This window comes from Bacillus sp. 11B20 (assembly GCF_056098985.1).
Genome location: NZ_JBLZWZ010000008.1, coordinates 177217 through 202906 on the forward strand (window position 1 = coordinate 177217; position 25690 = coordinate 202906).

Genomic DNA, 25690 nt, shown 5'->3' on the forward strand with positions numbered 1-25690 from the left:
ACATCCAGCAAATATGTTGCTCTTTTAAAATGAACCCATTTTTGTGTTTTAAAGACTGTTTTTCATTTCATCCTATACGAAACTGATGATTTGTAAACTGCAGACACTATTTTTATCGGACAAAATGTTTTTTTTCAAGGTTTCACCTTGAGACAAGCTATGCTATATTTCTGACAAATATGCAGAAGGAAAGAAAAAGCCTGAGGACATCCTCAGACTGTTTTCGTTAAATATTCAATGTGTTCAAAGAAATTTGGGTATGAGACACGAACAGCTTCCGTATCTTCAATCTCAATTGCTTGCTTTGTCACACATGCGGCAATTCCCAGCATCATACCGATACGGTGATCTCCGTAGCTTGAAACGACTGCGCCGCCTTGAAGCTTAGTTTTACCATGAATCTTCATACCATCATCTGTTGCTTCAATATCAGCACCGAGTTTTTTAAGTTCTGATACGACTGTATCAATTCGATTGGTTTCTTTTACTTTTAACTCAGCGGCATCTTTAATGATTGTTGTTCCTTCTGCTTGGGTCGCAAGAAGCGCAATAATCGGAATTTCATCGATGAGTCTTGAAATCATGTCACCAGAAATTTCAATCCCTTTTAATGATGAAGTAGAAATGGTTAAATCACCGTACGGTTCTCCGCCTTTGGCATCTACTTCATTGATCTCAAGATTTGCCCCCATAAGTTTCAGTACATCAATAATACCTGTTCTTGTTTTGTTTAGCCCGACTTTTTTTAAGACAATCTGGCTATTCGGAACGATTGATCCAGCTACAAGGAAAAATGCAGCTGAAGAGATGTCCCCAGGAACAAATATATCTGTTGCTGTTAATGTTTGGCCGCCTTCAATGGAAACACTTTGTTTATCTTCATCTAGTTTTACACCAAACATTGAGAGCATTCTTTCTGTATGATCTCTTGATTTATGTGGTTCAATTAATGTCGTTGTGCCCTCTGCTTGCAGCCCAGCTAAAAGGACAGCGGACTTAATTTGTGCACTTGCCACTGGAGATTCATAAGTTATGCCTTTTAAATGACCGCCACGTATAGATAGTGGTGTATACTCGCCATTTGCTCTGCCGTCTATTTTGGCTCCTAGTTGTTTAAGCGGACCCGTCACACGTTTCATTGGTCTTTTGGCAATACTCTCATCACCAATTAGTGTACTGTGGAACTCACAACCAGCTAATATTCCCATCATTAATCGAATGGTTGTACCAGAGTTGCCAACATCGAGAATGTCAGACGGCTCCTTGAGCTCTTTCAGTCCCTTACCATGAATGACAACATCTGTCCCTTTTTGTTCAATTTCAACGCCCATCTTTCTAAAGCAATCAATCGTACTTAAACAATCAGCTCCAGGAAGAAAGTTTTTCACTACTGTGGTTCCATCAGCAATTGCACCAAACATCACTGATCTATGTGAAATAGATTTATCACCTGGGATATGAATTTCTCCATTCATAGGAGCATTTTTATGAATTTTCATGTTTGTCACCTCAGTCAGCATAAAATGTATCGTAATTCGCTCTATTTTTTATACAGATTTCTGCACGCTTGCGGTCGTCATCTGTTTGAAAACTAATGCGTAAAATCCCATTAATGTCTTCCCGCGTCTCAATAATACGGATATTTGTAATACTAATGTTTTCACTTGCTAGATGCCCTGTAATCTCCGAAATGACCCCAGGGTGATCCGGAACATCGACATACAGATCATAAAAAGAAGGAATAGCTCCTTTTTTCCTTAGAGGAAGTCCATCGCGATATTCCTTTGCATCTTGAAAATAAGAGAACAATCCTTCAGCATCTTCTTGCTGTACGAAGGTCTCAATGCGGTTAATCTCTTTTTTCCATTCATGAAAACGGTCTAAAATCTTGTGTTTATTGTGCAGCAGGATATCTCGCCACATTGCAGGATTACTTGAAGCAATTCGTGTGATATCACGAAAGCCTCCAGCAGCAAACCGTTTAACAAGTGGGAATTGTTCTTCAAAATGATGCGCTTGATGCACAAGGCTGGCTGCAACAATATGAGGAAAATGGCTAATGACACTTGTCACAGCATCATGTTCTTCTGGTGTCATCTCGATGAAATGAGCATTTGTCCCCTTTAACAAATCCATCAACCGATCAACAGCTTGACGGTTTGTTTCCTTTGCAGGCGTTAAAATGTAGAACGCATTTTCAAATAAAAAGTCTTTTGCTGCAATAACACCTGACTTATGAGAGCCTGCCATTGGATGTCCACCAATAAATTGGTAATGCTCAGGCAGCGCTTTTTCAGCAAAATGGACGACCTTTTGCTTTGTGCTGCCGACATCAGTGATTGTGAGCTCTCTTTCAATTCCAGAGTCTGCAATATCACTAAGCATCTTTACTGTTTGCTGGACAGGTGTTGCCAAAATAATGGTCGAAGATTCTTCTAAACCCGCTAGAAACGAATCAGCTGTTGCATCAATAATTCCCAGCTTTGTTGCAGCAACCATTTGCTCTTTGGAAACATCAAATCCTACAATTTTTTTATGAGGATACTCTTTTTTAATCGAGAGTGCAATGGACCCACCGATTAAACCGAGTCCAGCGATTAATATTGTTTCGTTTGCATCGTTCATATTCATCACCTGATTTTTCACGAAAATTAAACAACCTATTTCAACAGCTTATATGTATAGGAGGTTGGTACAATGAAAGCCATATCCTGCATTAGGATATGACTTTATGGTTATGCTACGCACGAATGCCTTGCAGTAAATCGGCAAGTGTACTTAGAATTTCTTCATTTTGCTCTTTTGTTCCGACGGTAATACGTAAAGAAGTCGGAAAACCAAGTGCTTTACCGGAACGAACAATGTAACCTTTTTTCAATAATGCATTGAACAATTCATCTGCATCTCGTTTAAAATCAATCAGCACAAAGTTTGTTTGAGATGGATAGATATATAGTCCAAAACGGTCAGCGAAATCTTGGTATTGCTTGAGACCTGCTTCATTTTTCTGTCTGCATGATTGAATGAAGTCTTGGTCTTTTATCGCTGCACGCGCAGCTGCCTGAGCGATACGGCTAGTATTAAACGGCTCTCTCGCTGGTTCAATGGCAGTAATCAGCTCTTCTGATGCAATCCCGTAGCCTACTCGAAGTGCTGCAAGTCCATACGCTTTAGAAAACGTTCGAAGTACAATGACATTTTGATAGGATTGTAATAAAGATAAACTGTCTGGAAAATCTTCTGCACGAACGTATTCAACATACGCTTCATCTAGTACAACAAGCACGTGAGCCGGCACTTCGTCTAAAAACGCCACAAGCTCAGATTCTGACAAATGATTTCCTGTCGGGTTATTTGGATTACATACCCAGACAACCTTCGTGTTTTCATCGATCGCATCCAGCATGCCCTTCAGATCGTGAGCTCCTCCGTCTAGAAGAGGCACTTCTCGAATTTCAGCACGTTCAATCACTGCATTGTGACGGTATTGCGGAAAAGATGGTGATGGGATGACGGTATTTGTATGTTGGTCAAGGAATGCTCTCGCAATAATTTGCACAAGTTCATCTGAGCCATTCCCGAAAATTAATTGTTTTTCACTTACTTGAAGAAACTCAGCAAGCTCTGTTCTTAAACTTGCGCTGTATCCATCTGGATAAATCGCTAAATGTTCGAGCTCAGCTTGTATCGCCTCTCTTGCATGTACGGAACATCCAAAAGGGTTTTCATTTGAAGCCAATTTCACAATTTTGTCTAATTGATATTCTTTTTTGACCTCTTCAATTGGTTTCCCAGGTTGATACGGTTTTAGCTGTTTTAATTGATCTTTGATTTGCAAAATGTTTCACCTCATTTGAATGAATAGAGGGGACTAAATGTTTTTGCATATGTTTCAAATTCTCTTAAAGCCTCTTGACGTGTATCACTTGCCAGCAATTGTTCTTGAAGCTCTTCAATTTTCTTCACAAGTGCACTGCCGACAACGACGCCGTCACTCAGTTTATTCATTGAGTCTACCTGCTCTCTTGTTGAGATGCCAAAACCGACCGCAACCGGTATGTGACTCAGCTGTTTCACTTGTTGAATAAAATCTGTAATTGACGCGTCAAAGGATTGTCTGACACCAGTTACACCAAGAGATGAAACACAATACACAAAACCTTCTGCCTGCTCTACAATGTTTACTAATCGTTCCTTGCTTGTTGGTGCAACGAGTGAAATATATGAAATGTCATGGGTTTGACAGTTCTTTTGCAGCTCGCTGCTCTCTTCAAACGGCAAGTCGGGTGTTAAGAGTCCCGAAATATGATTTTTGCGCAGTAAAGCGAAAAAGTATTCTGTGTCTAATTGTAACACAGGATTATAATACGTAAATAGAATTACAGGAATTTTTACACCGTTTTTTTTCATCTTCCCTGCTAATTCTATCGCTTTTACGATATTCATGCCATGATTTAGAGCTCTTTTGGAGGCTCTTTGAATGACAGGACCGTCCGCTAGTGGATCCGAATAAGGAACACCGAGTTCAATCGCATGTGCACCGGCTGCTTGAAGGGAGATAGCTAAATCAATCGTGATGTCTTCTGACGGATCTCCTGCTGTGATAAATGGGATGAATAATTTTTCATCTTGCTCTAATTGAAATCTAATCATTTTGTTTCCCCTCACTTTCAAGCACGTTCATTAATGTATGCACATCCTTATCGCCTCTTCCTGACAGGCAGACAAGAACGATTTCATCTTCATTCATCGTCTTGCTTACCTCAAACGCCTTGGCTAGCGCATGTGCAGATTCAATTGCTGGAAGTATTCCTTCTTTTTCAGTCAGCAGTTTTAGGGCATCTAGTGCTTCTTGATCTGTCGCACTCACATATTGAACCCGTCCGCTCGCATGTAAATAGGCGTGCTCTGGTCCAATTCCAGGATAATCTAAACCAGCGGAAATAGAATATGGCTCAATAATCTGGCCAAATTCGTCTTGGATTAAATAGGTCAAAGACCCGTGGATCACACCTTTGGTTCCTTTCGTGATGGTTGCAGCATGGAGCGGCGTATCGATTCCTTTTCCAGCTGCCTCTACACCAATGATATCTACCTCTTCATCTAAAAATGCCCGGTACATTCCAATGGCATTACTTCCGCCGCCAACACAGGCAATGACTTTATGAGGAAGTCTTCCTTCTTTTTCAAGCAGCTGCTCTTTTGCTTCATCACCAATCATGCGCTGGAACTCGCTAACAATTTGAGGATACGGATGAGGGCCAACAACGGAGCCGATCATATAAAAATGATCACTGCAGTGCTGAACCCAATAGCGAATGGCTTCGTTTGTTGCATCTTTTAATGTACCATTTCCGCTTGTGACAGGTATGACTTCAGCGCCAAGCAGTTTCATTCGGAAGACATTGAGTGATTGTCTTTCCACATCTTCTTTTCCCATAAAGACCGTGCAGGATAACCCGAACTTTGCGGCTACCGTTGCAGCAGCTACTCCGTGCTGACCTGCGCCTGTTTCCGCGATGATGTTTGATTTCCCCATTTTTTTCGCAAGCAGGGCCTGCCCAAGCGCATTGTTAATTTTATGAGCACCAGTGTGGTTTAAATCTTCTCTTTTTAAATAGATCTTTGCGCCGCCGAGGTATGCTGATATTTGGTCAGCATATGTAAGCGCAGTTGGTCTGCCTGAATAGTTTTGAAGTAGTGATACATATTCTGCTTGAAAAGCAGGATCTTCTTTTAATTCACGAAATGCCTGTTCGATTTCTGCAAGTGGCTGCATGAGCGTTTCTGGGACAAATTTCCCTCCGAATTCTCCGTATCTGCCAATTTCATTTGGATATGCGTACATCATTTAACATCCTTTCTTCGAGCGCTTCGATCTTAGCGCTGCTTTTCTTTCCGTTTTCTTCTATTCCGCTTGAAAGATCGATCGCTTCTGGACCATAGGCGAGCAGATCTGCTATCGTTTCTGGTGTGATGCCGCCTGCAATTACGCAAGTCTTCCCCAGCCGTTTTGCATGTTTAACGTATAGAGGCACTGCCTCCCAAGCAAAAGCTGTTCCAGAGCCGCCTCTCATCCCTTTTACTTTTGCATCAATAAGGAAGCCATCGACAACAGGCGCAAATGACGTCATTTTTTCAAGCGTTCTTGTTACATCGGGCTCGTGATGAAACACTTTCCAAACGACAGCCCCTGTTTGTTGTTTGATTTCTTTTGCGTCATCCTGCGTTTCATCTCCATGAAGCTGTACGATATCTAAAGGTATATGTTTTGTGATCTCGCGCACTTTTTGAATCTTTTCATTTACAAATACACCGGCAATCTTTTTCTTACACTTTGTTTGGGTGAGCCATTGTTTCACTTGATCTGGCTGGACTTGTCTTTTACTTGGAGCAAAAATAAATCCGATGGCATCTGCGTGAGATTGCGCAATACATTCCACATCTTCTTGTGATACTGCCCCGCAATATTTTACATAAGGCTTCATCCTGTTCATTCTCCAAACAATGTCTGAACGGCTTTTTCTTGTGATTGTTCTCTCATTAATGATTCTCCTACAAGGACTGCACCCGCTCCATGATTCTTCACAAAGGTTAGATCATCAAATGTTTGAATCCCGCTCTCACTCACTAGTAAGACCTCTTTTGGAACGAGGGGGGCAATCTCTTTTGTTTGTTCAACTGTTGTTGTAAATGTATTTAAATTCCGGTTGTTCACTCCAATGATTTCAGGAGTGAACAACTTTAAAATATTTTCCAGTGTATCTGCTGCATGTACTTCGACAAGGACATCAAGTCCATTCTCTTTCGCTTCAGCATAGAGCTCGTGCAGCTTTTGCGGCTCAAGTACTTCTCCAATTAATAAAATGGCATCTGCTCCTATACGTCTTGACTCTTCTACCTGTATGGAGTCAATGATGAAATCTTTTCTTAAAATTGGACGATCTACGTGTTTTTTAATGAGGGATAAGTATTCGTTTTTTCCTTGAAAGAATGGTTCATCCGTTAAAACAGATAAGCAATCAGCGTTGGATTTTTCGTAAGCTTTTGCTGTTTGTAAAGGATCAAAATTTGGTTGAATGATTCCTTTGGAAGGAGACGCCTTTTTCACCTCAGCAATTAGACCAATTGAGCGATGAGGATTCATGAGTGCTTCTTTAAATGATCGTCTTTCAAAGTGTTCATCTACTGGTAACTGCAATGTTTGGACATGTACTTTTTTGCGGGCAATGATTTGATTAAGCATAGATCTCTTCCTCTCTCGTTTTTTGTTTTAAACGAACCAATTGTTCTTTGGCTGCGCCGTTTTTAATCGTTTCAATCGCTTTTAATGTTCCTGCCATGAGGTTTTCTGACTTCCCTGCGACATATAAAGCCGCTCCAGCATTCAGGGCTGTAATATGAAGCGGCGCCCCTACTGTTTGATGATTCAATATATTCTGAATCAATTTGGCGCTCTCTTCCGGTGATTGGACCTGAATATCTGATAAATATCCTTTTTGCAGCCCAAAGTCTTCTGGATTGAGTGTATATTCTGTCATGACATCTTTTTTGAGTTCAATCACATATGAATTTGCTGTAATCGTTAATTCATCCAGCCCATCTTCTCCGCAAACAAACAGCACATGTTCTGGCTCTAATGGCGCAAGGGCTTTTGCCATTAATTTTGCCTTTTCCTTTGAGTAGACGCCGATGATTTGCTTTTTGGCTTGCATTGGGTGGCAAAGCGGTCCTAACAGATTAAATACCGTCCGGAAGCCGAGCTGCTTGCGGACTGTGGCTACTTGTTTCATAGATGAATGATACAATGGTGCAAATAAAAAGCCCATGTTTTTCTCTTGTATTTGTCTTCTTGTTTCTTCCGGTGTGGATTGAATGTGAATCCCAAGACACTCTAGTACATCGGCACTCCCGCTTTTAGAAGAAACTGATCGATTTCCATGTTTGGCGATTTTGGCTCCAGCAGCGGAAGCAACAATCGCAGCGGCAGTTGATATATTAAAGGTGGAGAGGCCATCGCCTCCTGTGCCGCAAGTATCAACAACATCAAGCGATCGTTCCATTGGCGCCGCATTTTGCCGCATGGCTTTCACAAAACCCGTCATTTCTTCAGCGGTTTCTCCTCTATGCGCTAAAATGGAAAGACTTGCAGCGACTTCAGCATCTGTTAAAAAGCCGCTCATCATATCTTGCATGAGTTTATTTGCTTCATTTTCTGATAGAAAGCCTCCATTAACAAGAGCTGATAGTCGGTGATTCATCCTGCACACTCTCCTTTTCTGAGAAAATATGTTCCGCAAGCTGAATGGCTTTCAGAAGTGCTCCTGCCTTGTTACAAGTCTCTTCCCACTCGTTTTCTGGGACAGAATCAGCCACAATGCCGGCGCCTGCTTGTATAGAAGCGGTCTGATTTTTGACGCTCATCGTACGAATGGTAATACAGGAATCGATATTACCGTCGAATCCAATATAAGCAATACAACCGCCATACGTTTCCCTTGGCTCAGGCTCCATTTCATTTAATAATTGCATCGCTCTTATTTTCGGGGCACCTGTTAATGTGCCTGCTGGGAAAGCGGACATGAGCGCATCGACTGGATGTGTATCCCGCTTTAGCTTTCCTGTCACAATGGAGATAATGTGCATGACATGTGAAAAATTTACTACTTTTGTAAAGGTCGGTACGGACACACTGCCGTATTCTGCCACACGGCCTACATCATTTCTGGCAAGATCCACTAACATGTAATGCTCCGCTTTTTCCTTTTCATCTTCAAGCAGCTCTTTTGCTAGCTCAGCATCCTCTTCTCTTGTTCTTCCTCTTTTTCTTGTGCCTGCAATAGGATGGATTTCTAGATGCCCGTTTTTGGCATGGATTAATCGTTCTGGCGAGCTGCCGACTAAATCACGGTCTTTTAATTTCATAAAATACATATAAGGAGATGGATTCACAATCCGAAGCACGCGGTATAACTCAAATGAACTCACTGATACAGGGATATCAAATCGCTGCGAGAGGACACCTTGGAAAATGTCACCCGCTCGAATGTATTCTTTGATTTTTTCTACGTCCTTTAAAAATTGCGCTTTTTCATAGGTTGACGTCACATGTTCAAAAGATGGCGGCTCGTTCATATTCCCTGTTAAAATCAGTTCTTTCATATCAGTCTTTGAATGGAGCTTGTGAATCATCTGTTCAAGCTGTTTTTGATTTTCTTTGTAAGCGCGTATTTTTTCGTCTTCTGCTTCATGTCCGGTTAGCTGGGTGTACTGGATAAAATGAACATGATTCGTTTCATGATCAAAGGCGATCATCGTTTGGCAGACAAATAATGTGCAATTATCTGCCAGCGATGCGTTTCGATGAGGCCTGACAGAAGGTTCAATGTTTGGAATCAGATCGTAGCTTAAGTACCCAACTGCCCCACCTGTAAATGGGATATCAATATTTGGCGCTTTGATTTGATATTGCTCTTTCATCCAATCCAGCAGTTCTTTCAGCTCTTGCTTTTGCATGACTTCCTGCCCCGAAGCGTCACGTGCAATGTATTTGTTTTGGTCATCATGCAAGGTTAAAAACGGGTGCAATCCAATGAAAGAATATCTCGACCAGCTGGAAGACTCATCTTTGCTTTCTAGCAAATACACAATATCTTGTTTGAGTTTTTCAACAATTTGAATCGGTGAGAGCGTATCGACTGTAATGGTTTCAACAATTGGGATTGTTTTGTAGGACTCACTGTCCTTTAAAAATTGGGTCAGGTTTGATTGGGAATTCATAAGCACACTCCTTAAATGGGATTAAGGAGAATGAGGGGACATATAGAGGGTTTGTATGAGTATACGAAATAAGCCTAAAAGAGGGTTTCTCTTTTAGGCAGTATGATTAAATAGAAGTATCGTATCTCTGCTCAACTCTACTCATCTCAACTACCCTAGTCTCATTCTCATCTTCTCTAAGCTTGCAATGCCGTTTACACCTGTGTGTAAACTTCGGCTGTTCATATCGTATTATAATTCCTTGTTTTTTGTCAACTGTAAATCAGGGCGAAGCGTCACAGCTTCTTCCAAGTACACATGCTGTATGTCTTCCTGCTTTGTATCTGTCTGGACAGTCATTAAGACACGAATACATTGCTTTAAACCGCCATCAATGTCTAGTTCCTGCATGCAAGTAACCGGTACATATGTCCATCCTTCAAACTGACGAAGTGCTTTTGCCGGAAAAACGGAGTGAATATCTTGTGTAGCTGAAATCAAGATCTGCACGACACGTTCTGGATCTACTTGGTTTCTTGAAATAATCGCTTCTAACAGCTGTTTCGTTTTGTTTAACACTTCAGTTTCTGTATCTTCTATCACAGTTGTAGCCCCACGTATCCCGCGAAACATCATAGACATCCCTCCTCCCGTTTCCATTCTTCGAGCCAGTAGTGCAGCTCATCTTTTGTGAAAGACTGTAAAGTGACGTCTCCAATCTGTTTTAATAAAACAAATTGAACACTGCCGCCTCTTGCTTTTTTATCACCAATCATCCGGTCAACAAATGTTTTCGTTGAAATATCTGGTGTGACTTGTACAGGGAATCCAAGCTCTTGCATCCACTCTTTTAGTTCCAAACGATTAAGGCTGAGCCCCAGCTGCTTTTCGCTCACATACAGCGCAAACTGCATGCCGATTGCAATGGCATCTCCATGCGTGATGACGCCGTATCCGTATTCTGCTTCAATGGCATGCCCCAGTGTATGGCCTAAATTCAAAAATGCACGCACACCTTGTTCTTTTTCATCTTCTTGAACAATTGACGCTTTGACTTGAATGCCTTGATACAGCATATGTGCCAGCTCACTCTTTGATAAATCCGACAAAGAACGAATGGACATTAGTTCTGCTAAAAAGTCTTCACTAGAAATCAATGCATGTTTGATGACTTCTGCAAAGCCTGATCTTCGTTCAATTTGAGATAGAGTCTCAAGCATACTAGTATCATAGATCACAGCTTTCGGCTGATGAAACGCACCGATTAAATTTTTACCGAGCGGATGGTTGATCCCTGTTTTCCCGCCAACTGCACTGTCATGTGCCAGCAGCGTCGTCGGAACTTGGATAAAGTCAATGCCCCTCATATAAGTGGCAGCAGCAAAGCCAGCCAAATCTCCAATCACACCGCCTCCCAGCGCAATAATGCAGGAGGAACGATCAAGCTGAAATTGAATGGCTTTCGTATGAATATGCTCAAATTCGGCAAAGGATTTTGACTGCTCTCCGCTTGGCACAACCACTTTGTTCACAGGCCACTTCTCTTGAAGTAAGCGAACCATCTCATCACCATAAATGGCATCAACAGCTGTATCTGTGACGATTAAGAGCTTCGTATAGGAATGCCCAGTGGAAGTTATCAAGTCGACGATATTGCGTTTAATCCCATCACCGATAAATACAGGATAAGTGGCTGAAGACGTCTTAACTTCCAGTGTTTTCATTAAAATTCCCTCTGAAGCTGGCGCATTTTTTCAACATTTTCTTTAATGCGGTCGATTTGGTCAAGGCCAAACTGCTCCACAACTGCATTGGCAATTTCCCATGCCACAACTGCTTCTGCAACAACACTTGCGGCAGGAACAGCGCAGCTGTCAGAACGTTCAATACTTGCTGAGAAAGGTTCTTTTGTTTCAATATCAACGCTTTGAAGCGGCTTATAAAGCGTTGGGATTGGTTTCATAACCCCTCTTACGACAATTGGCATTCCAGTTGACATTCCGCCTTCAAGACCACCTAGGCGGTTTGTTTTTCTCGTATAGCCCTTTTCTTCATCCCAGATGATTTCATCATGGACCTCACTGCCATTTTTAGAGGCTGCCTCGAAGCCAATACCGAATTCAACCCCTTTAAAAGCGTTGATACTAAGTACAGCGCCTGCAAGCTTGCTGTCCAATTTACGGTCGTAATGAACATAGCTGCCAACCCCAACCGGCATTCCTTCAACGATGACTTCAACAATTCCGCCAATTGAATCGCCATTTTTCTTCGCTTCATCAATTGCATCCATCATTTTCTGACCTGCTTCACTGTCATAGCAGCGAACAGGTGATTCTTCTGTTACCTTTTGCAAATCTTCAATAGACTCATATGCTGTATGAGCTGCTTTCACTCCGCCAATTTCAAGAACGTGGCCAGCTACTTTAATCCCTAGATGCGCCAAGATTTGTTTGGCAACTGCGCCTGCTGCTACGCGAACAGTTGTCTCGCGGGCTGACGAGCGCTCTAATACGTTTCTCATATCACGGTGTCCGTATTTAATCGCACCATTTAAATCCGCATGTCCTGGTCTTGGACGAGAGATTTGACGCTTCATTTCACTTTCTTCTTCTTCTGTGATCGGCTCTGCCCCCATCACCTTTGTCCAGTGCTTCCAGTCGTTATTTTCAACAACAAGAGCGATTGGCGAACCTAATGTTCTCCCGTGGCGAACGCCACTTAACACTTTTGCCTGGTCTTTTTCGATCTGCATTCTTCTTCCTCGGCCATGACCTTTTTGTCTTCTAGCCAATTCATAATTGATGTCATCCTGCTCTATGTAAAGTCCTGCTGGAACTCCTTCAATAATTGTGGTCAATTGTGGACCATGTGATTCACCTGCTGTTAAGTACCTCATTGACTTAATCTCCCTTCATCGCATTAACGCTTTTAAGTAAAAATATAATAACACACTTACTACTAAAAAGTCAGCTACATACCCTTCTTTTGATAAAAGAAAGTATCAGCAGATGTCAGTCCAAACTTTTCAGGATGAAAAATTTGCTCTGTAGAACCAACAAATAATACGCCATTTTGTTTTAAACTACTGCTCATTTTCAAGTAAATTTCTTCTTTCGCCTCTTCAGTAAAATAAATCAGTACATTTCGGCAAACGATAAGGTCAAGCTGTTTTTCATATGGATCAGCTAAAAGGTTGTGCTTCTTAAATTGAATATGCTTTCGAACCTCATTTTTCACAGTGTAAAATGAGGAATCTTCTTTTGTGAAATACTTTTGCTTGATATGATCTGGTACCTCTTGCAGAGAGCGTTCATGATATCTGCCTTTTTGAGCTGACTGCAGAACTTTATCATCAATGTCAGTTGCAATAATTTGAAAATCTTTCACAAGAGGATGGCTTGACAGCAGCATAGAGAGTGTATATGGCTCTTCTCCTGTCGAACATGCTGCGCTCCAAATCTTTAAGGTGCCGCCATTTTTCGAAAGCAGCGGCAGGATTTTTTGATCAAGTACTTCCCAGCGCTGATAGTTTCGGTAAAATTCTGACACATTAATCGTCATGCGGTCCATCGTCTCATCTAATAGTGCTCTGTCCTTTTCAAGCGCGGCCGCGAATGCTTCGAAATCTTTAAATCCTTTTTTATCATAAAGTGATGTTAATCTTCGTTTCATTTGTGCTTCTTTATATAAATTCAGATCAACCCCGGTTAGTTTTTTCCATTTTCCAACAAATACTTGATATGGATCCATCAATGTCCTCTCCTGTCTCATCTATCTTTGTCCTAGTATAGCTGTTTTTATCGAAAATTTGTATCTTCTCATACGAAATTTCGTGTAGAAAGGTCAATATAAAAAAAGCCAAAGTGCTCATTGAATGAACACCTTGGCTTGAACCTTAATAAATCCAGCTTGAGATGGTTTGATCCCAGCTTGTGAGTTCTTCTTGTTTGAAGAATAAGTTAATTTCTCTTTCAGCACTTTCTGGTGAGTCTGACCCATGAATAATGTTTTTCCCAACAGTCAATCCATAGTCTCCTCTTATTGTTCCTGGAAGCGCTTCCTTTGGATTTGTTTTGCCGATAATTTGTCTTGTTACGTCTACTACCTGTTCACCTTGCCATACCATGGCAAATACAGGTCCTGATGTAATAAAGTCAACCAATTCCCCGAAAAATGGTTTTTCTTTATGCTCTCCGTAATGTGTTTCTGCTACTTCCTTTGGTATACTCATTAGTTTTGCACCAACAAGCTGAAGCCCCTTTTTTTCGAATCTTGACACAATGTCACCGATTAATTGTCTTTCTACACCATCAGGTTTGACCATAAGAAATGTTTTGTCCATATACGTTTTCCACCCCGTCGTTATGTATGTATAGGCTTACATTGTTACAAAGTGATCGTATCATTTTTTTTTATAATAATCAATTTTTGACAAAAAATTTCACAAAAAAACCAATCAACATAACGTTGATTAGAATTTTCGTTTCCCAATATATTTTGCAATAGAGGCGAGTGACGTTCTCGCTCGTCCTCGAGGAAGTTTGTCGAGCTGTTCAAAAGCTTTTTTCAAATACATTTCACTCACTCGAATCGAGCGGTCGATCGCATCTGTTTGTTTGAGGCTTTCAATGACAGGCTTCAGCTGCTTCTCCGTCGTTTCACTATTGATCAGCTTCAATTGACCTTCTAGTGTCGGATTTTTCAGTGCATATAAAACTGGGAGTGTGACATTCCCTTGTAAAAGGTCTCCTCCAACAGGCTTGCCCAGCTCTTCTTCTGTTGATGTGAAATCAAGGACATCATCAATGATCTGATAAGACATGCCGACATAGTATCCAAACCAATAGAGGGCTTTATGTGTTTTTTCATCTGTACCTGCTGCAATGGCGCCTAATTGACAGCTGCCCGCAATAAGCAAGGCTGTTTTTCGTTTGATTCTTCTTAAATATGTACGCAGGTTCTGTTCCATATTATATTTATCTTTCACTTGCTCTATTTCACCAAGACAGAGCTCAACGACCATTTTTGACAAAATTTCATGTGCCATTGGGTGATTGATTTTTGTCATGTATTCAAGTGATCTCGCAAACATATAATCCCCTGTGTACATGGCAATTCTGTTATCCCATTTTGCCTTTATCGTTGGTTTACCTCTTCTCAGCTCTGCATCATCAATCACATCATCGTGAACGAGTGATGCCATATGAATCAGCTCGAGAGCAACGGCAACATATTTAATTTTATTAATGTCATAGTCACCAAACATGCCTGAAAGGAGAACAAAAACGGGGCGGATTCGTTTTCCGCCCGCTTGCAGCAAATGAAGACCTGCTTCACTTAATAATGCATAATCAGAGCGAACTGTTTGTTCAAGCTCTTTTTCAATTATATCGATATCATGATTTAAAAAAGAGATCATTGCTTTTAGTTTCATTATCTTCACCCAAATATCGTTTATTCAAAGCTTCTTTCCGATATGTGTTGCTGCTACACCGCCTGTAAATGGATGATACGAGACATCAGACAACCCGGCCTCTTCAAACAGAGCCGCCAGCTCTTTCATGCCAGGGAATGTTTTGGCTGATTCTTGAAGCCACGAATACTCCTGGTAACTTTTGGCAAACAGTTTACCAAAGAGCGGCATAATGTATTTGAAATAGATGTAGTAGCCCTGCTTAAAGCCGATCATCTCAGGCTGTGATGTCTCAAGACAAACAACCATTCCGCCGGGCTTCACTACTCGTGTCATTTCCTTTAGCACCGTTAAATAATCAGGGACGTTTCGAAGTCCAAAACCGATGGTGACATAATCAAATGAGTTGTCCTCAAAAGGAAGCTCCATCGCATTGCCGTGAAGCAATTCAATCTGTTTGTAGCCCCCAGTCTTCACCTTCGTTTCTCCAACACTCAGCATGTTTTTACTGAAATCAAGGCCTTTGACCTCGCCTTTTTCTCCAACAGCATCTGCAAGCGCAATTGTCCAATCGGCTGTCCCGCAGCATACATCTAATGCTTTAGAGCCTTTTTGCACATTCATGAGCTTCATTGTTTTATCACGCCATTTTTTATGCTGTTTAAAGCTGATGACAGAGTTCATTTGATCATAGTTTTTATAAATTTTTTCAAATACACCGTGTACTCGCTGTTCTTTTGATTGCTGCATGACTTACCCTTCTTCCACTTTCTGATGGTACGCAGGCTCATTTTTCATATGATCCAAGCGATTTAATAGCTCTTTTTGAACGACCGGAGATGAAACAAGATGCTCCTTGATCGGCCGTTTGGCCTTTTCATAGCCTTCATTCTCAAAGTTGTCAAAACATGAATAGGCGTCCGTATAACTATCGTTCAAAAAAAGTTTTAAATGTTTGTCATTTTCTGCTTGTTTCATGAAACGTTTATAAACAAGAAAACGACTTGCAATCTCATTCCAATGCGTTAATTGAAAATGCTCAGAAATCCTTTGGAAAAGCGCAGATTCAACTGTAGCTACACTTTTGTAAAAGTGCGCTGCATCTTGAATGGACCGGTCATACAGTCTAATTTTATGTTCATTGATCTCTTTGATCGCCGTAGCGAGCGTGCGGATCATATAAATGTCTTTCATGTCAGAGAGAAGAGAATAATAGAGACCGCTGAAATAGTCTCCTGCCAGGATGGTCAGCTGACGATTTTTGAATTCGTCTTGCTTGATGGCTGCAGCAGTTGTGACTTCGTCATGGGTATCAAGGGCAATTTGCACAAGCATCGCCGTTAAAATATAATTTTCTTTTTTCTCTGCATCAATTTGAGCTTCATCAAACATTGCATGAAAAAGAAGGAGCTTATCTTCATCGATGAGTGGTGCGCGTAAATGCTTCGCCAAATAAGGATGAGAAAGCTTTTTATTTAATTTTATATTTAGATTAGATAAAATTCCGTAGATGTCTTGCAAAGATATCACCCTTGTCCCAAAAATTACAGTTTCATATGTAGACCTGCACATTGTATAGAGATTTATTATACCATATCAGCTCTCACTTTTATGCTATCAAGTGCATACAAGTTCTTTATTTCTTTGCTTCGCTTTGAATTTCACCGAAGCTTGTTTGAATGACAGCATCGCCTCTTACTTTGATCGCTGACGTATGCTCAGTAAATTGTGCAATGATCACTTCACCTTTATCAAGCTTCTCGGAATGGTGAAATCTTGTATCAGAGCCTCTTGTTAGGCCGATGACGTTTACACCATTATCAATGGCTTTAATCACCACAAAATCAGATGCTTTATTTTCACTCATTTTGTTCACCGTCCATCTATTGAATTAGTCGTTTTTAATAAAGGAAAGCACTTCTGCTCTTGCGGCTGCATCATTTGCAAATGTGCCGCGTACTGCTGAGGTCACTGTTTTAGCGCCTGGCTTTTTCACTCCGCGCATCGTCATACACATATGCTCTGCTTCAACGACAATCATCACGCCATGCGGATTAAGTGTTTCCACCATACTATCTGCAATAGTTGATGTAATGCGTTCCTGAAGCTGCGGGCGTTTTGCCACGGCTTCGACTGCTCTTGCCAGCTTGCTAAGTCCCGTTACTTTTCCGCCGCGCGGAATATAAGCAACGTGGGCTTTCCCGTAGAAAGGCACGAGGTGGTGTTCACACATTGAATGGAAAGCAATATCTTTTACAAGGACGAGTTCTTCGTGGTCTTCGCCAAAAATGGTTTTAAAATGTTCTTTTGGATCTTCATTTAATCCTGAAAACACTTCTTCATACATTTTTGCGACTCGTTTTGGGGTATCGAGAAGTCCTTCACGATCTGGATCTTCTCCGATTGCTTTTAATATATCGCGTACTGCGTGTTCAATTAATTCTTTATTTATTTCACTCATGTATTATATCCTCCAAAGGCGATTACATTTCATTCAGATTCTAGCACACTTCAGATCCTAAAAGCAAAGGAGAGCGTTCTAAACGAACCTTTTGATTCAAAAGGAAAAGCCCCTTATGAAAGGGGCTTTTCTAGACCAGTGTGAAACTGTATATGTATAACTCCTTCAACAGGATCATTACACATAACGATTATTTACCTGCCACCGCGTCTTTAAGTGCTTTACCTGGTTTGAAAGCAGGTACTTTGCTTGCAGGGATTTCGATCTCTGCACCAGTTTGTGGGTTACGTCCTTTACGAGCTGAACGCTCACGTACTTCAAAGTTACCAAAACCAATAAGTTGGATTTTGTCACCATTTTTAAGTGCATCTAAAATTGTATCAAAAACAGAATCAACTGCTTTTGTCGCGTCTTTTTTAGATAGTTCGCTTGCTTCAGCAACCGCGTTAATAAGTTCTGTCTTGTTCATGCCTTTCACCTCCTCCCAAAAATATGCATTCAATAGATTGTTATCATTTCTTCACAATTCATCTTCTTTCTATACCCTTTTTCAGAAAAAAAGAGCGTCTAGAAAGCGTTATACATGGCTTTTCATTAGAAAACATCTCTTTGAAGGAATGTTTGTCCAACAAAGTGAAGATTTTCTGTAAGTAGATTAACACATATGAAATACCATATCAAGCATTTTAAAGGGTAGAATCCTTATTCGTCAAGGATTAAGGGCACTTTTGCGAACGAATATTCCTAATTTCAACCTGAATCTGACTAATCTTTATACAATTGTCTTTTTATGACTCATTCAATACGCAAAAAAAGACCCCTATCAATGAGAGGTCTCACTTGCTATAAAATAATCGCAATCAAACCGCCTGATCCTTCGTTGATGATTCTTTCAAGTGTTTCCTTCAGCTTATATCTTGCGTTTTCCGGCATGAGAGACAGCTTTGCTTGAATGCCTTCTCTGACAAGGGAGCTGAGGGAGCGGCCAAATATATCTGAATTCCAGATCGAAAGCGGATCATCTTCAAAGTCTTGCATTAAGTAGCGGACTAGCTCTTCACTTTGTTTTTCTGTTCCGATAATCGGTGCAAATTCGCTCTCTACATCTACTTTAATCATGTGAATAGATGGCGCTACCGCTTTTAACCTTACGCCGAATCTTGATCCCTGCCTAATGATTTCTGGCTCATCTAAACTCATATCTGACAACGCTGGCGCTGCAATCCCATAACCAGTCTGCTTCACCATTTTTAATGCGTCTGATACTTGATCATATTCTGTCTTAGCATGAGCAAAATCTTGCATGAGCTCAAGTAGATGGTCTTTCCCTCTAATTTCTACACCAACGACTTCTTTTAAAATATGATCATATAGATCATCTGGCGCATACAGGTCAATCTCAGCAATCCCTTGACCCATTTCAATTCCTGCTAAACCCGCTCTTTCAATAAAATCAAATTCACTGAATTGACCAACGACACGGTCGACATCTCTTAATCTTTTAATATCCTTTACGGTTTCCTTCACTGAATCCTGATAACTCTCTCTCAGCCAGTGATCTTCTTTCAGCACCATCACCCAGCTTGGCAGGTTCACATTCACCTCTAGAACTGGGAATTCATATAATGCTTCACGAAGTACACTGAGTACGTCTTGCTCTCTCATACTTTCTACGCTCATGGCGAGTACTGGAATATCATACTTTTGGCTAAGTTCCTGCCGGAGCGCTTCTGTTTCAGGATGATATGGCCTCACTGAGTTGATGACCATAATAAATGGCTTTCCAACCTCTTTGAGTTCATCAATCACACGTTCTTCAGATTCAATATAATCATGTCTTGGGATTTCTCCAATGGAACCATCTGTTGTAATCACTACACCTATTGTTGAATGCTCTTGAATGACCTTGCGTGTACCAATTTCCGCTGCTTCATGAAACGGGATTGGCTCTTCATACCACGGCGTATTGATCATTCTTGGGCCATTTTCATCTTCATACCCGCGCGCACCAGGGACAGTGTATCCCACACAATCGACAAGCCTGATGTTGACATCAAGACCGTCACTCACGTGAATAGATGCTGCTTGATTCGGTACAAATTTTGGCTCTGTGGTCATAATGGTTTTTCCTGCTGCGCTTTGCGGCAATTCATCCTGTGCTCTTGCACGATCTGCCTCATTATTGATATTCGGGAGCACCACGAGCTCCATAAACTTTTTAATAAACGTAGATTTCCCTGTACGAACAGCGCCAACGACTCCTAAATATATATCGCCTCCTGTTCGTTCAGCGATATCCTTGAAAATATCGACTTTTTCCAAGTGATCCCCTCCCGGACTTGCTATCCTCGTTTTCAAATTAAATACTCTATTCTTCAATCAAACTGTGCTTGAAAGGTGTCTGGACAATATATGTGTATGACGTTGTCCTATTTGAATATGACACCTTTTTGTTTTGAGAGTATGTTTAGCCATAAAAAAACCTTTCTCCTCATTTATATGCAGAGGAAAAAGGTTCATTCTTGTTTATGACGTCTTTTTTTCTAAAAAGGCAGGCTCACCTTTTTTGTTGATGGTATATGGGACAGAAAACGCGGGTACAAATGGAGTTTCCTGCCAATATACATCTTGAATGTTTTCACCTGGTTTCAGCTTTTGCTTCGTATTCTTCAAAATATGAGCAAAATCACTGCGATAGTCCACATAGATGTCACCGTTTGATGAAATCAGTAATGGGAGGGAATTCCCTGTCACAGGACTCATGACCGCAGGCGGCGATTTTAATCCTAATTTTTTTTCATTTAACGTATATAAATTGTCTGATACGACTTTGCCGTATGGCGGATATGTATGTTCATCTTGATACATCTTGATCCTAAGACGTAATTCATTTATGGTCTGCGTCATTTTGACATCAAGCAGTTTCACAGTTGGTTTCTTTTCGACGTCTGTGAGGACATAAATATATTCGCCCCCGCCTTCATAAGATGTAGACGGTACGTCGTGTAAATATCTTGGTGACAAGCGCTTAAAGTCGATGACATATTTCTGATAAACCGGCGTGTCTGCTTCTTTCGTTTCTATAGGCAGAAGACCATTTGTTGCTTTTTGAAATTCCTCAATGGCTGTCTGGACACTTTGCAGCTGCTCTTCGTATGGCACCCGGTTCTCAGCTTTGCGATTTTCTGGATACAGACATCCTGTTAATAACATAAGTGCTAACAGCGTGACACTGACTTTTGCTTTGATCATCACATTCTTCCTTTTCTTTATTCATTGACCGGCCCGCTAAAGACAACTAAAAACACAATGATACCTGATATCAGCATCAAGCTGTATGCGACGGTTGAGGCTGTTATTTTAAGAAATTTGCTTTTCAGCTTAAACCTGCTGAAATAAATGGTTACTACGGCTAAAAACATGAGCCCCATTGAACCAAGCGCAAACCACATCTTGATTAAAGCAAAACTCATCGTGCCTGTCCCCCTTTAAAACGAACGAATTGTAAGCGTTTATATTTCATTTTAAACCAAAAATAAGGTAAATACCAATCATTTTTCCAATCATTCAGAAAAAAGCGCATAAAAAAACTGAAGCAAAGAGGGGGACTCTGCTTCAGTCATTGGATCGACTATTTTCCTCATTCTGTAGAGGCAAAGCTCTATTCAAACTTCATTGCTATGTTATGCAAGTCTTCCCCTTCTTGCATCCTCTACATGCCTAAGTTCAGTCTTTCCATTTATTTTGTTTGGTTTTCAAACATGTTCACAAGGTCTTCCATCTCATGTGTTTTCACACGTGCCATTAAAGATTCTACAGCATCGTCAACCTTTTTCCCTTCAAACAGGACGCCGTAAAGAGCCTCTGTAATCGGCATGCTGACCTTGTATTCTTTAGAAAGCTGATAAGCGCCTTTTGTTGTGCGGACGCCTTCGACAACCATCCCCATTTTTTCAAGCACTTCTTCGAGCTTATATCCTTTACCGAGTAAATTCCCGCAGCGCCAGTTACGTGAATGAACACTTGTACATGTCACAATCAAATCGCCAACACCTGTTAATCCGGCAAATGTAAGGGGATTCCCTCCCATTTTTGTGCCAAGACGTGCGATTTCAGCAAGTCCTCTAGTGATAAGCGCCGCTTTTGCATTGTCACCATATCCAAGTCCGTCTGTGATACCAGCCGCAAGAGCAATGATATTTTTCAATGCGCCGCCAATCTCTACCCCAATCACATCAGGGTTGGTGTACACTCTAAAATGATTGTTCATGAACAAATCTTGAACAAATTGAGCTGCTTCAACATTTTCTGATGAGACAGTAACAGTTGTCGGATGACGCAGACCTACTTCTTCTGCATGACTTGGCCCTGATAGGACAACAACAGCTTCTCTTTTCTCAGATGGGACTTCTTGTTCAATCATTTGAGAAATTCTAAGAAGTGTATCTGGTTCGATTCCCTTACTGACATGAACAAACGGCACCTTCGATGAAATCTGCTCATTTGCCTGCTTCAATACCTCACGAATGGCCTTTGTTGGCACAGCGACAATAATCGCCTCTGTCCCCTCTAAAGCCTGCTTCATATCGGTTGTCGCCTGAATAGATGCTGGCAGTTCGACATTTGGCAAGTAATCATGATTTTCATGTTTCTCATTGATTTGATTAATAAGCTCTTGTCTATGTCCCCACATGTGTACATCATGATGATTATCAGCTAATACAAGCGCAAGAGCTGTTCCCCAGCTGCCTGCTCCAAGTACGGAAATTTTCTTCATCCTGCTCACCCTTTTTATTTTCTCGCTCTCGCAAATATTTTAATTGGTGTTCCTTCAAAACCAAATGCATCTCGAATGCGGTTTTCTAGGAAACGCTCATAAGAAAAGTGCATAAGCTCTGGATCGTTTACAAACACAACGAAGGACGGAGGCTTAATGGCCACCTGTGTTGCATAGTAAATTTTGAGGCGCTGTCCGTTATGGGTCGGCGTTGGATTCATCGCCACCGCATCCATGATGATATCATTTAAAATATTGGTTTGAACGCGCATTGCATGGTTTTCGCTCGCTGTGATAATCGACGGCATTAATGTATGAATTCTCTTTTTCGTAAGAGCAGACATAAACAAGACAGGTGCATAATCAAGGAATTGAAAATGCTCACGGATGTTTTGCTCAAATTCCTTCATCGTACGCTCATCTTTTTCAACAGCATCCCATTTGTTCACAATGATGACAACCGCTTTACCAGCTTCGTGCGCATAGCCCGCAATTCGTTTATCCTGCTCAATAATGCCTTCCTCGCCGTCAAGTACAACAGCGACAACATCAGAGCGATCAATGGCTTTTAATGCACGAAGCACACTGTATTTCTCTGTTGTTTCATATACTTTCCCTTTTTTCCTCATACCTGCTGTATCAACAATGACAAAGTCACGCTGATTGTACGTAAACATCGTATCGACAGCATCTCTTGTTGTACCAGCGATGTTGCTGACAATGACGCGGTCTTCTCCCAGCATGGCATTCACTAAAGAAGATTTCCCTACATTCGGGCGGCCAATTAAGCAGAACTGAACAACTTCTTCATCATATTGCGTATCCGGTAAATTCTTAAAATGTTCTGCAACTGCATCAAGCAGATCACCAAGACCTAACCCATGTGTTCCAGAAATCGGAAACGGCTCGCCAAATCCGAGCGCATAAAAGTCATACACGTCGCTTCTCATTTCAGGGTTGTCCAGTTTATTGACAGCAAGTACGACTGGCTTTTTCGTGCGATATAAAATTTTTGCAACTTCTTCATCCGCAGATGTCACGCCATCTCGGCCATTCACCATAAAGATAATGACATCCGCTTCGTCCATTGCGATTTCTGCCTGATGGCGAATTTGCGCCAAGAATGGCTCATCTCCAATATCAATTCCACCAGTATCTATTAAATTAAAGTCATAATTTAACCATTCAGCAGAGCTATAGATTCGATCTCTTGTTACACCAGGTGTGTCTTCTACAATCGATATTCTTTCGCCTGCGATTCGATTAAAAATTGTAGATTTTCCAACGTTGGGCCTTCCAACAATGGCTACGACAGGTTTACCCATAGTACCCTTCCTTTCAATCCAGCCGCGATTCAATATGTTCATCATCATGTTTCAACCGGGATTTATAATTTTCATTCAGTTTTATGAAATAAACCCTTCAAACATGAAGGGTTCAACTTATATATTATATCAATTTTTAATCAGACCACAATGAATAACTTAAAAATGTTTGACAATCAAGTAAAGATCTTCTCCAATGCCGTGTGCAATTCCATCTAAAATGGCCTCTAAATTCATGGCATACATGTCGAGTTCTTCTTTATTTTCACAGAAAAAAACGGCTGTTCCGCCAATGACCCGCTCTTTATTTGTTGTCGCCACAGCCAATATAAATTGTTCAATGGTGTTCGCCATGCCCTATTACCTCACTTTCTTTTTAATGAAATCTGTCGGCATTCGAATGGCATTTTCTAAAATAGGCACCTCTTCTAATACACGGACAGCCAAATCTTCACGATACCATTGCGGTAAAATGAACACGCCAAGTGTGCCGTTATTCAGATCACGTTTTGCGAGCGGACAGAGCGATGGTTCCCCAGAATCGCGATACACGCCAAGCACGTTCGATAAATCAAATAAAATGGCTTGCCGCTGTCCAAGGTTGGCAATCGTTGTAGCAGAGTTGAAATTTTTCGGCGTCAAAATAAAGCCCATCCCATGCTCTAAAATGAGCTTTTGCTTTTCAGGCAGCCCGATATTCATAATGTATATATCATTCACATAAAGCCCTGCCCCATCAAAGCGAAGTTCCCCTTTTTGAATATTGACGATATCCTTTAATTGACTGCCTGACATTAATAGCTTTGCCATGAAAAAACAAAGAATACCGACCACTGTTCCAACAACAAGCGAGAAGAAAATACAGGCTGTCGTTGTAATAAGTGCAGTGAGAATCGCAATATAATTTCGACTTTCAAAGGCAATGGCAATGCCTTCTATATATGTACTGCCTCGTGAGACAAGCTCGTACGAATCCATTTGGGTTAACGTATTTCTTTCCATATTTCTGACATCTCGAAATTGCGTGGCTGCCAAAGTGAGAAAGGTAATCGCCGTAAATTCCTCCTGAATCAGTGCAGGCATAATGATCGCACCTAATCCTGACGCAATAAAACCAAGCGCAATGTGAATCACTTGTCCATGAATATACGTAGGGTATTGCCGGTAATCGGTTCTTAACATGTAAAGTCTGGCCGCCATCCCAAAGATGACACCAATAATCACAGGAAACGTATAGTCTGTCATGTTGATTTTGCAGCCCCTTTTACTGATTTTCTTGATGAACGGGCGTTGAAGAGCTTTTCAAGCTGATCGACACCTAATAGGAAGACCGCTCCTTGCACAACGAAGGAAAGAAAAGAGAGATCCCCTATGACAATTGATGATGTGAGGCGGTGAATCGTCAGCGCATAAAGGGCTTCGCCGAGACATACTGACATCATCCATAGGGTGATTCTTTCCGTTAACGGCTGTCCATATGTCATACACATTAAGATCAGCAAGGCAAATACGACCCAATCCACCTTTATTATCGTGAACCAAACAGGGTCATATAATGCAAACATCATAAAAAAGGCATACGCGCTCACCATTGAGCCCAATTGCATGATCCTCATGAATCGATAACCAGGCCTGAATATGACGAAAGCGGCACATGCATATAAAAGAGTCATCAAGAATCCCGCATTCATGCTCATATCTAAAACGGATATCATGAAATGACTGGATATAATATGGACAAGTACACAGATACCTAGCACGCTGCGCCACAAACTTTTTTCCATGATAAATGTCACCATAATCCAAACGAACCATATAGACCAATAATAGTACAAAGCCTCCAACGCCTCATCACCTCAATTACATTATGGGAAAATCTCCAATTTTTAAACATGCGGATCGTTACCGGCTCTGTATGAAATAAACAAGAGGTGACACCCTAATGATTGAGGAGG

Annotated in this window: 28 protein-coding genes; all 28 read right to left on the reverse strand. The window is 41.1% G+C overall.

The features are described 5' to 3' along the window. Window positions 1-212 precede the first annotated feature (212 nt). Window positions 213-1499 (reverse strand): 3-phosphoshikimate 1-carboxyvinyltransferase, encoded by a 1287-nt coding sequence (gene aroA, locus ACN6NB_RS10110; protein ID WP_251180423.1) that lies wholly within the window; start codon window positions 1497-1499, stop codon window positions 213-215. A 10-nt stretch (window positions 1500-1509) separates the two neighbouring features. Further along, window positions 1510-2625 carry a prephenate dehydrogenase gene (locus ACN6NB_RS10115; RefSeq protein WP_144490274.1) on the reverse strand — a complete coding sequence of 372 codons (1116 nt, stop codon included), beginning with the start codon at window positions 2623-2625 and terminating at the stop codon, window positions 1510-1512. Between the two features lie 115 nt (window positions 2626-2740). Further along, window positions 2741-3838: a histidinol-phosphate transaminase gene (hisC, locus tag ACN6NB_RS10120; RefSeq protein WP_474253343.1), complete on the reverse strand. Its 1098-nt coding sequence runs from the start codon at window positions 3836-3838 to the stop codon at window positions 2741-2743. Window positions 3839-3849: 11 nt separating this feature from the next. Further along, window positions 3850-4653: a tryptophan synthase subunit alpha gene (gene trpA / locus ACN6NB_RS10125; protein ID WP_047203219.1), complete on the reverse strand. Its 804-nt coding sequence runs from the start codon at window positions 4651-4653 to the stop codon at window positions 3850-3852. Beyond that, window positions 4646-5848 (reverse strand): tryptophan synthase subunit beta, encoded by a 1203-nt coding sequence (trpB, locus tag ACN6NB_RS10130; protein ID WP_041085889.1) that lies wholly within the window; start codon window positions 5846-5848, stop codon window positions 4646-4648. Before trpB ends, trpA begins: the two co-directional genes overlap by 8 nt. Then, entirely contained in the window at window positions 5829-6497 is a 669-nt protein-coding gene (locus tag ACN6NB_RS10135; RefSeq protein WP_474253344.1) for a phosphoribosylanthranilate isomerase, read from the reverse strand. Before ACN6NB_RS10135 ends, trpB begins: the two co-directional genes overlap by 20 nt. After that, window positions 6494-7246: an indole-3-glycerol phosphate synthase TrpC gene (gene trpC / locus ACN6NB_RS10140; protein WP_474253345.1), complete on the reverse strand. Its 753-nt coding sequence runs from the start codon at window positions 7244-7246 to the stop codon at window positions 6494-6496. The genes ACN6NB_RS10135 and trpC overlap by 4 nt, the downstream gene beginning before the upstream one ends. Next, on the reverse strand, window positions 7239-8261 hold the full coding sequence (gene trpD / locus ACN6NB_RS10145) for an anthranilate phosphoribosyltransferase (RefSeq protein ID WP_474253346.1): 1023 nt from the start codon (window positions 8259-8261) through the stop codon (window positions 7239-7241). The genes trpC and trpD overlap by 8 nt, the downstream gene beginning before the upstream one ends. After that, entirely contained in the window at window positions 8233-9780 is a 1548-nt protein-coding gene (trpE, locus tag ACN6NB_RS10150) for an anthranilate synthase component I (protein WP_064497534.1), read from the reverse strand. Before trpE ends, trpD begins: the two co-directional genes overlap by 29 nt. A 231-nt stretch (window positions 9781-10011) precedes the next feature. Beyond that, window positions 10012-10395, reverse strand: coding sequence for a chorismate mutase (gene aroH / locus ACN6NB_RS10155; RefSeq protein ID WP_024422804.1), 384 nt, complete (start codon window positions 10393-10395; stop codon window positions 10012-10014). Further along, window positions 10392-11483 (reverse strand): 3-dehydroquinate synthase, encoded by a 1092-nt coding sequence (gene aroB / locus ACN6NB_RS10160; protein ID WP_126681640.1) that lies wholly within the window; start codon window positions 11481-11483, stop codon window positions 10392-10394. The genes aroH and aroB overlap by 4 nt, the downstream gene beginning before the upstream one ends. Next, window positions 11483-12655, reverse strand: a complete 1173-nt coding sequence (gene aroC / locus ACN6NB_RS10165; protein ID WP_024422806.1) for a chorismate synthase — start codon at window positions 12653-12655, stop codon at window positions 11483-11485. Before aroC ends, aroB begins: the two co-directional genes overlap by 1 nt. 74 nt (window positions 12656-12729) lie before the next feature. After that, window positions 12730-13509, reverse strand: a complete 780-nt coding sequence (locus ACN6NB_RS10170; RefSeq protein ID WP_039179563.1) for a CheR family methyltransferase — start codon at window positions 13507-13509, stop codon at window positions 12730-12732. 145 nt (window positions 13510-13654) lie between these two features. Continuing rightward, window positions 13655-14101: a nucleoside-diphosphate kinase gene (gene ndk, locus ACN6NB_RS10175; RefSeq protein ID WP_024422808.1), complete on the reverse strand. Its 447-nt coding sequence runs from the start codon at window positions 14099-14101 to the stop codon at window positions 13655-13657. Window positions 14102-14230: 129 nt separating this feature from the next. Further along, entirely contained in the window at window positions 14231-15193 is a 963-nt protein-coding gene (hepT, locus tag ACN6NB_RS10180; protein ID WP_041085904.1) for a heptaprenyl diphosphate synthase component II, read from the reverse strand. Window positions 15194-15217: 24 nt separating this feature from the next. Continuing rightward, window positions 15218-15922, reverse strand: a complete 705-nt coding sequence (locus ACN6NB_RS10185; protein ID WP_024422810.1) for a demethylmenaquinone methyltransferase — start codon at window positions 15920-15922, stop codon at window positions 15218-15220. Window positions 15923-15925: 3 nt separating this feature from the next. Next, on the reverse strand, window positions 15926-16693 hold the full coding sequence (locus tag ACN6NB_RS10190) for a heptaprenyl diphosphate synthase component 1 (RefSeq protein WP_041085908.1): 768 nt from the start codon (window positions 16691-16693) through the stop codon (window positions 15926-15928). A 115-nt stretch (window positions 16694-16808) separates the two neighbouring features. Continuing rightward, window positions 16809-17039 (reverse strand): trp RNA-binding attenuation protein MtrB, encoded by a 231-nt coding sequence (mtrB, locus tag ACN6NB_RS10195; RefSeq protein WP_008344541.1) that lies wholly within the window; start codon window positions 17037-17039, stop codon window positions 16809-16811. 24 nt (window positions 17040-17063) lie between these two features. Then, a complete protein-coding gene (folE, locus tag ACN6NB_RS10200) occupies window positions 17064-17633 on the reverse strand; it encodes a GTP cyclohydrolase I FolE (protein WP_003215789.1) in 570 nt (189 codons plus the stop codon). A 190-nt stretch (window positions 17634-17823) separates the two neighbouring features. Next, entirely contained in the window at window positions 17824-18102 is a 279-nt protein-coding gene (hbs, locus tag ACN6NB_RS10205) for a non-specific DNA-binding protein Hbs (protein WP_003215863.1), read from the reverse strand. A gap of 374 nt (window positions 18103-18476) precedes the next feature. Beyond that, window positions 18477-19955, reverse strand: a complete 1479-nt coding sequence (gene spoIVA / locus ACN6NB_RS10210; RefSeq protein ID WP_008344534.1) for a stage IV sporulation protein A — start codon at window positions 19953-19955, stop codon at window positions 18477-18479. Window positions 19956-20159: 204 nt separating this feature from the next. Continuing rightward, a complete protein-coding gene (locus ACN6NB_RS10215) occupies window positions 20160-20885 on the reverse strand; it encodes a hypothetical protein (protein ID WP_059376268.1) in 726 nt (241 codons plus the stop codon). Between the two features lie 17 nt (window positions 20886-20902). Beyond that, complete coding sequence (locus ACN6NB_RS10220; protein WP_034280421.1) at window positions 20903-21106, reverse strand: DUF2768 domain-containing protein; 204 nt, start codon at window positions 21104-21106, stop codon at window positions 20903-20905. A 266-nt stretch (window positions 21107-21372) separates the two neighbouring features. Continuing rightward, window positions 21373-22410: an NAD(P)H-dependent glycerol-3-phosphate dehydrogenase gene (locus tag ACN6NB_RS10225; RefSeq protein ID WP_474253347.1), complete on the reverse strand. Its 1038-nt coding sequence runs from the start codon at window positions 22408-22410 to the stop codon at window positions 21373-21375. Window positions 22411-22424: 14 nt separating this feature from the next. After that, window positions 22425-23735 carry a ribosome biogenesis GTPase Der gene (gene der, locus ACN6NB_RS10230; RefSeq protein WP_041085918.1) on the reverse strand — a complete coding sequence of 437 codons (1311 nt, stop codon included), beginning with the start codon at window positions 23733-23735 and terminating at the stop codon, window positions 22425-22427. Window positions 23736-23894: 159 nt separating this feature from the next. Next, entirely contained in the window at window positions 23895-24089 is a 195-nt protein-coding gene (locus tag ACN6NB_RS10235) for a capping complex subunit for YIEGIA (protein ID WP_008344527.1), read from the reverse strand. Between the two features lie 6 nt (window positions 24090-24095). Next, a complete protein-coding gene (locus ACN6NB_RS10240; RefSeq protein WP_039179575.1) occupies window positions 24096-24980 on the reverse strand; it encodes a YIEGIA family protein in 885 nt (294 codons plus the stop codon). Then, complete coding sequence (locus ACN6NB_RS10245; protein WP_421727355.1) at window positions 24977-25579, reverse strand: YphA family membrane protein; 603 nt, start codon at window positions 25577-25579, stop codon at window positions 24977-24979. The genes ACN6NB_RS10240 and ACN6NB_RS10245 overlap by 4 nt, the downstream gene beginning before the upstream one ends. Window positions 25580-25690: the final 111 nt, after the last annotated feature.

Bases quoted from the DNA above. Each gene is read 5' to 3' on its own strand.
- aroA (WP_251180423.1), bottom strand. From the start codon at position 1,499: ATGAAAATTCATAAAAATGCTCCTATGAATGGAGAAATTCATATCCCA.
- ACN6NB_RS10115 (WP_144490274.1), bottom strand. From the start codon at position 2,625: ATGAACGATGCAAACGAAACAATATTAATCGCTGGACTCGGTTTAATC.
- trpA (WP_047203219.1), bottom strand. From the start codon at position 4,653: ATGATTAGATTTCAATTAGAGCAAGATGAAAAATTATTCATCCCATTT.
- trpB (WP_041085889.1), bottom strand. From the start codon at position 5,848: ATGTACGCATATCCAAATGAAATTGGCAGATACGGAGAATTCGGAGGG.
- ACN6NB_RS10135 (WP_474253344.1), bottom strand. From the start codon at position 6,497: ATGAACAGGATGAAGCCTTATGTAAAATATTGCGGGGCAGTATCACAA.
- trpC (WP_474253345.1), bottom strand. From the start codon at position 7,246: ATGCTTAATCAAATCATTGCCCGCAAAAAAGTACATGTCCAAACATTG.
- trpD (WP_474253346.1), bottom strand. From the start codon at position 8,261: ATGAATCACCGACTATCAGCTCTTGTTAATGGAGGCTTTCTATCAGAA.
- trpE (WP_064497534.1), bottom strand. From the start codon at position 9,780: ATGAATTCCCAATCAAACCTGACCCAATTTTTAAAGGACAGTGAGTCC.
- aroH (WP_024422804.1), bottom strand. From the start codon at position 10,395: ATGATGTTTCGCGGGATACGTGGGGCTACAACTGTGATAGAAGATACA.
- aroB (WP_126681640.1), bottom strand. From the start codon at position 11,483: ATGAAAACACTGGAAGTTAAGACGTCTTCAGCCACTTATCCTGTATTT.
- aroC (WP_024422806.1), bottom strand. From the start codon at position 12,655: ATGAGGTACTTAACAGCAGGTGAATCACATGGTCCACAATTGACCACA.
- ACN6NB_RS10170 (WP_039179563.1), bottom strand. From the start codon at position 13,509: ATGGATCCATATCAAGTATTTGTTGGAAAATGGAAAAAACTAACCGGG.
- ndk (WP_024422808.1), bottom strand. From the start codon at position 14,101: ATGGACAAAACATTTCTTATGGTCAAACCTGATGGTGTAGAAAGACAA.
- hepT (WP_041085904.1), bottom strand. From the start codon at position 15,193: ATGAAACTAAAAGCAATGATCTCTTTTTTAAATCATGATATCGATATA.
- ACN6NB_RS10185 (WP_024422810.1), bottom strand. From the start codon at position 15,922: ATGCAGCAATCAAAAGAACAGCGAGTACACGGTGTATTTGAAAAAATT.
- mtrB (WP_008344541.1), bottom strand. From the start codon at position 17,039: ATGAGTGAAAATAAAGCATCTGATTTTGTGGTGATTAAAGCCATTGAT.
- folE (WP_003215789.1), bottom strand. From the start codon at position 17,633: ATGAGTGAAATAAATAAAGAATTAATTGAACACGCAGTACGCGATATA.
- hbs (WP_003215863.1), bottom strand. From the start codon at position 18,102: ATGAACAAGACAGAACTTATTAACGCGGTTGCTGAAGCAAGCGAACTA.
- ACN6NB_RS10215 (WP_059376268.1), bottom strand. From the start codon at position 20,885: ATGATCAAAGCAAAAGTCAGTGTCACGCTGTTAGCACTTATGTTATTA.
- ACN6NB_RS10220 (WP_034280421.1), bottom strand. From the start codon at position 21,106: ATGAGTTTTGCTTTAATCAAGATGTGGTTTGCGCTTGGTTCAATGGGG.
- ACN6NB_RS10225 (WP_474253347.1), bottom strand. From the start codon at position 22,410: ATGAAGAAAATTTCCGTACTTGGAGCAGGCAGCTGGGGAACAGCTCTT.
- der (WP_041085918.1), bottom strand. From the start codon at position 23,735: ATGGGTAAACCTGTCGTAGCCATTGTTGGAAGGCCCAACGTTGGAAAA.
- ACN6NB_RS10235 (WP_008344527.1), bottom strand. From the start codon at position 24,089: ATGGCGAACACCATTGAACAATTTATATTGGCTGTGGCGACAACAAAT.
- ACN6NB_RS10240 (WP_039179575.1), bottom strand. From the start codon at position 24,980: ATGACAGACTATACGTTTCCTGTGATTATTGGTGTCATCTTTGGGATG.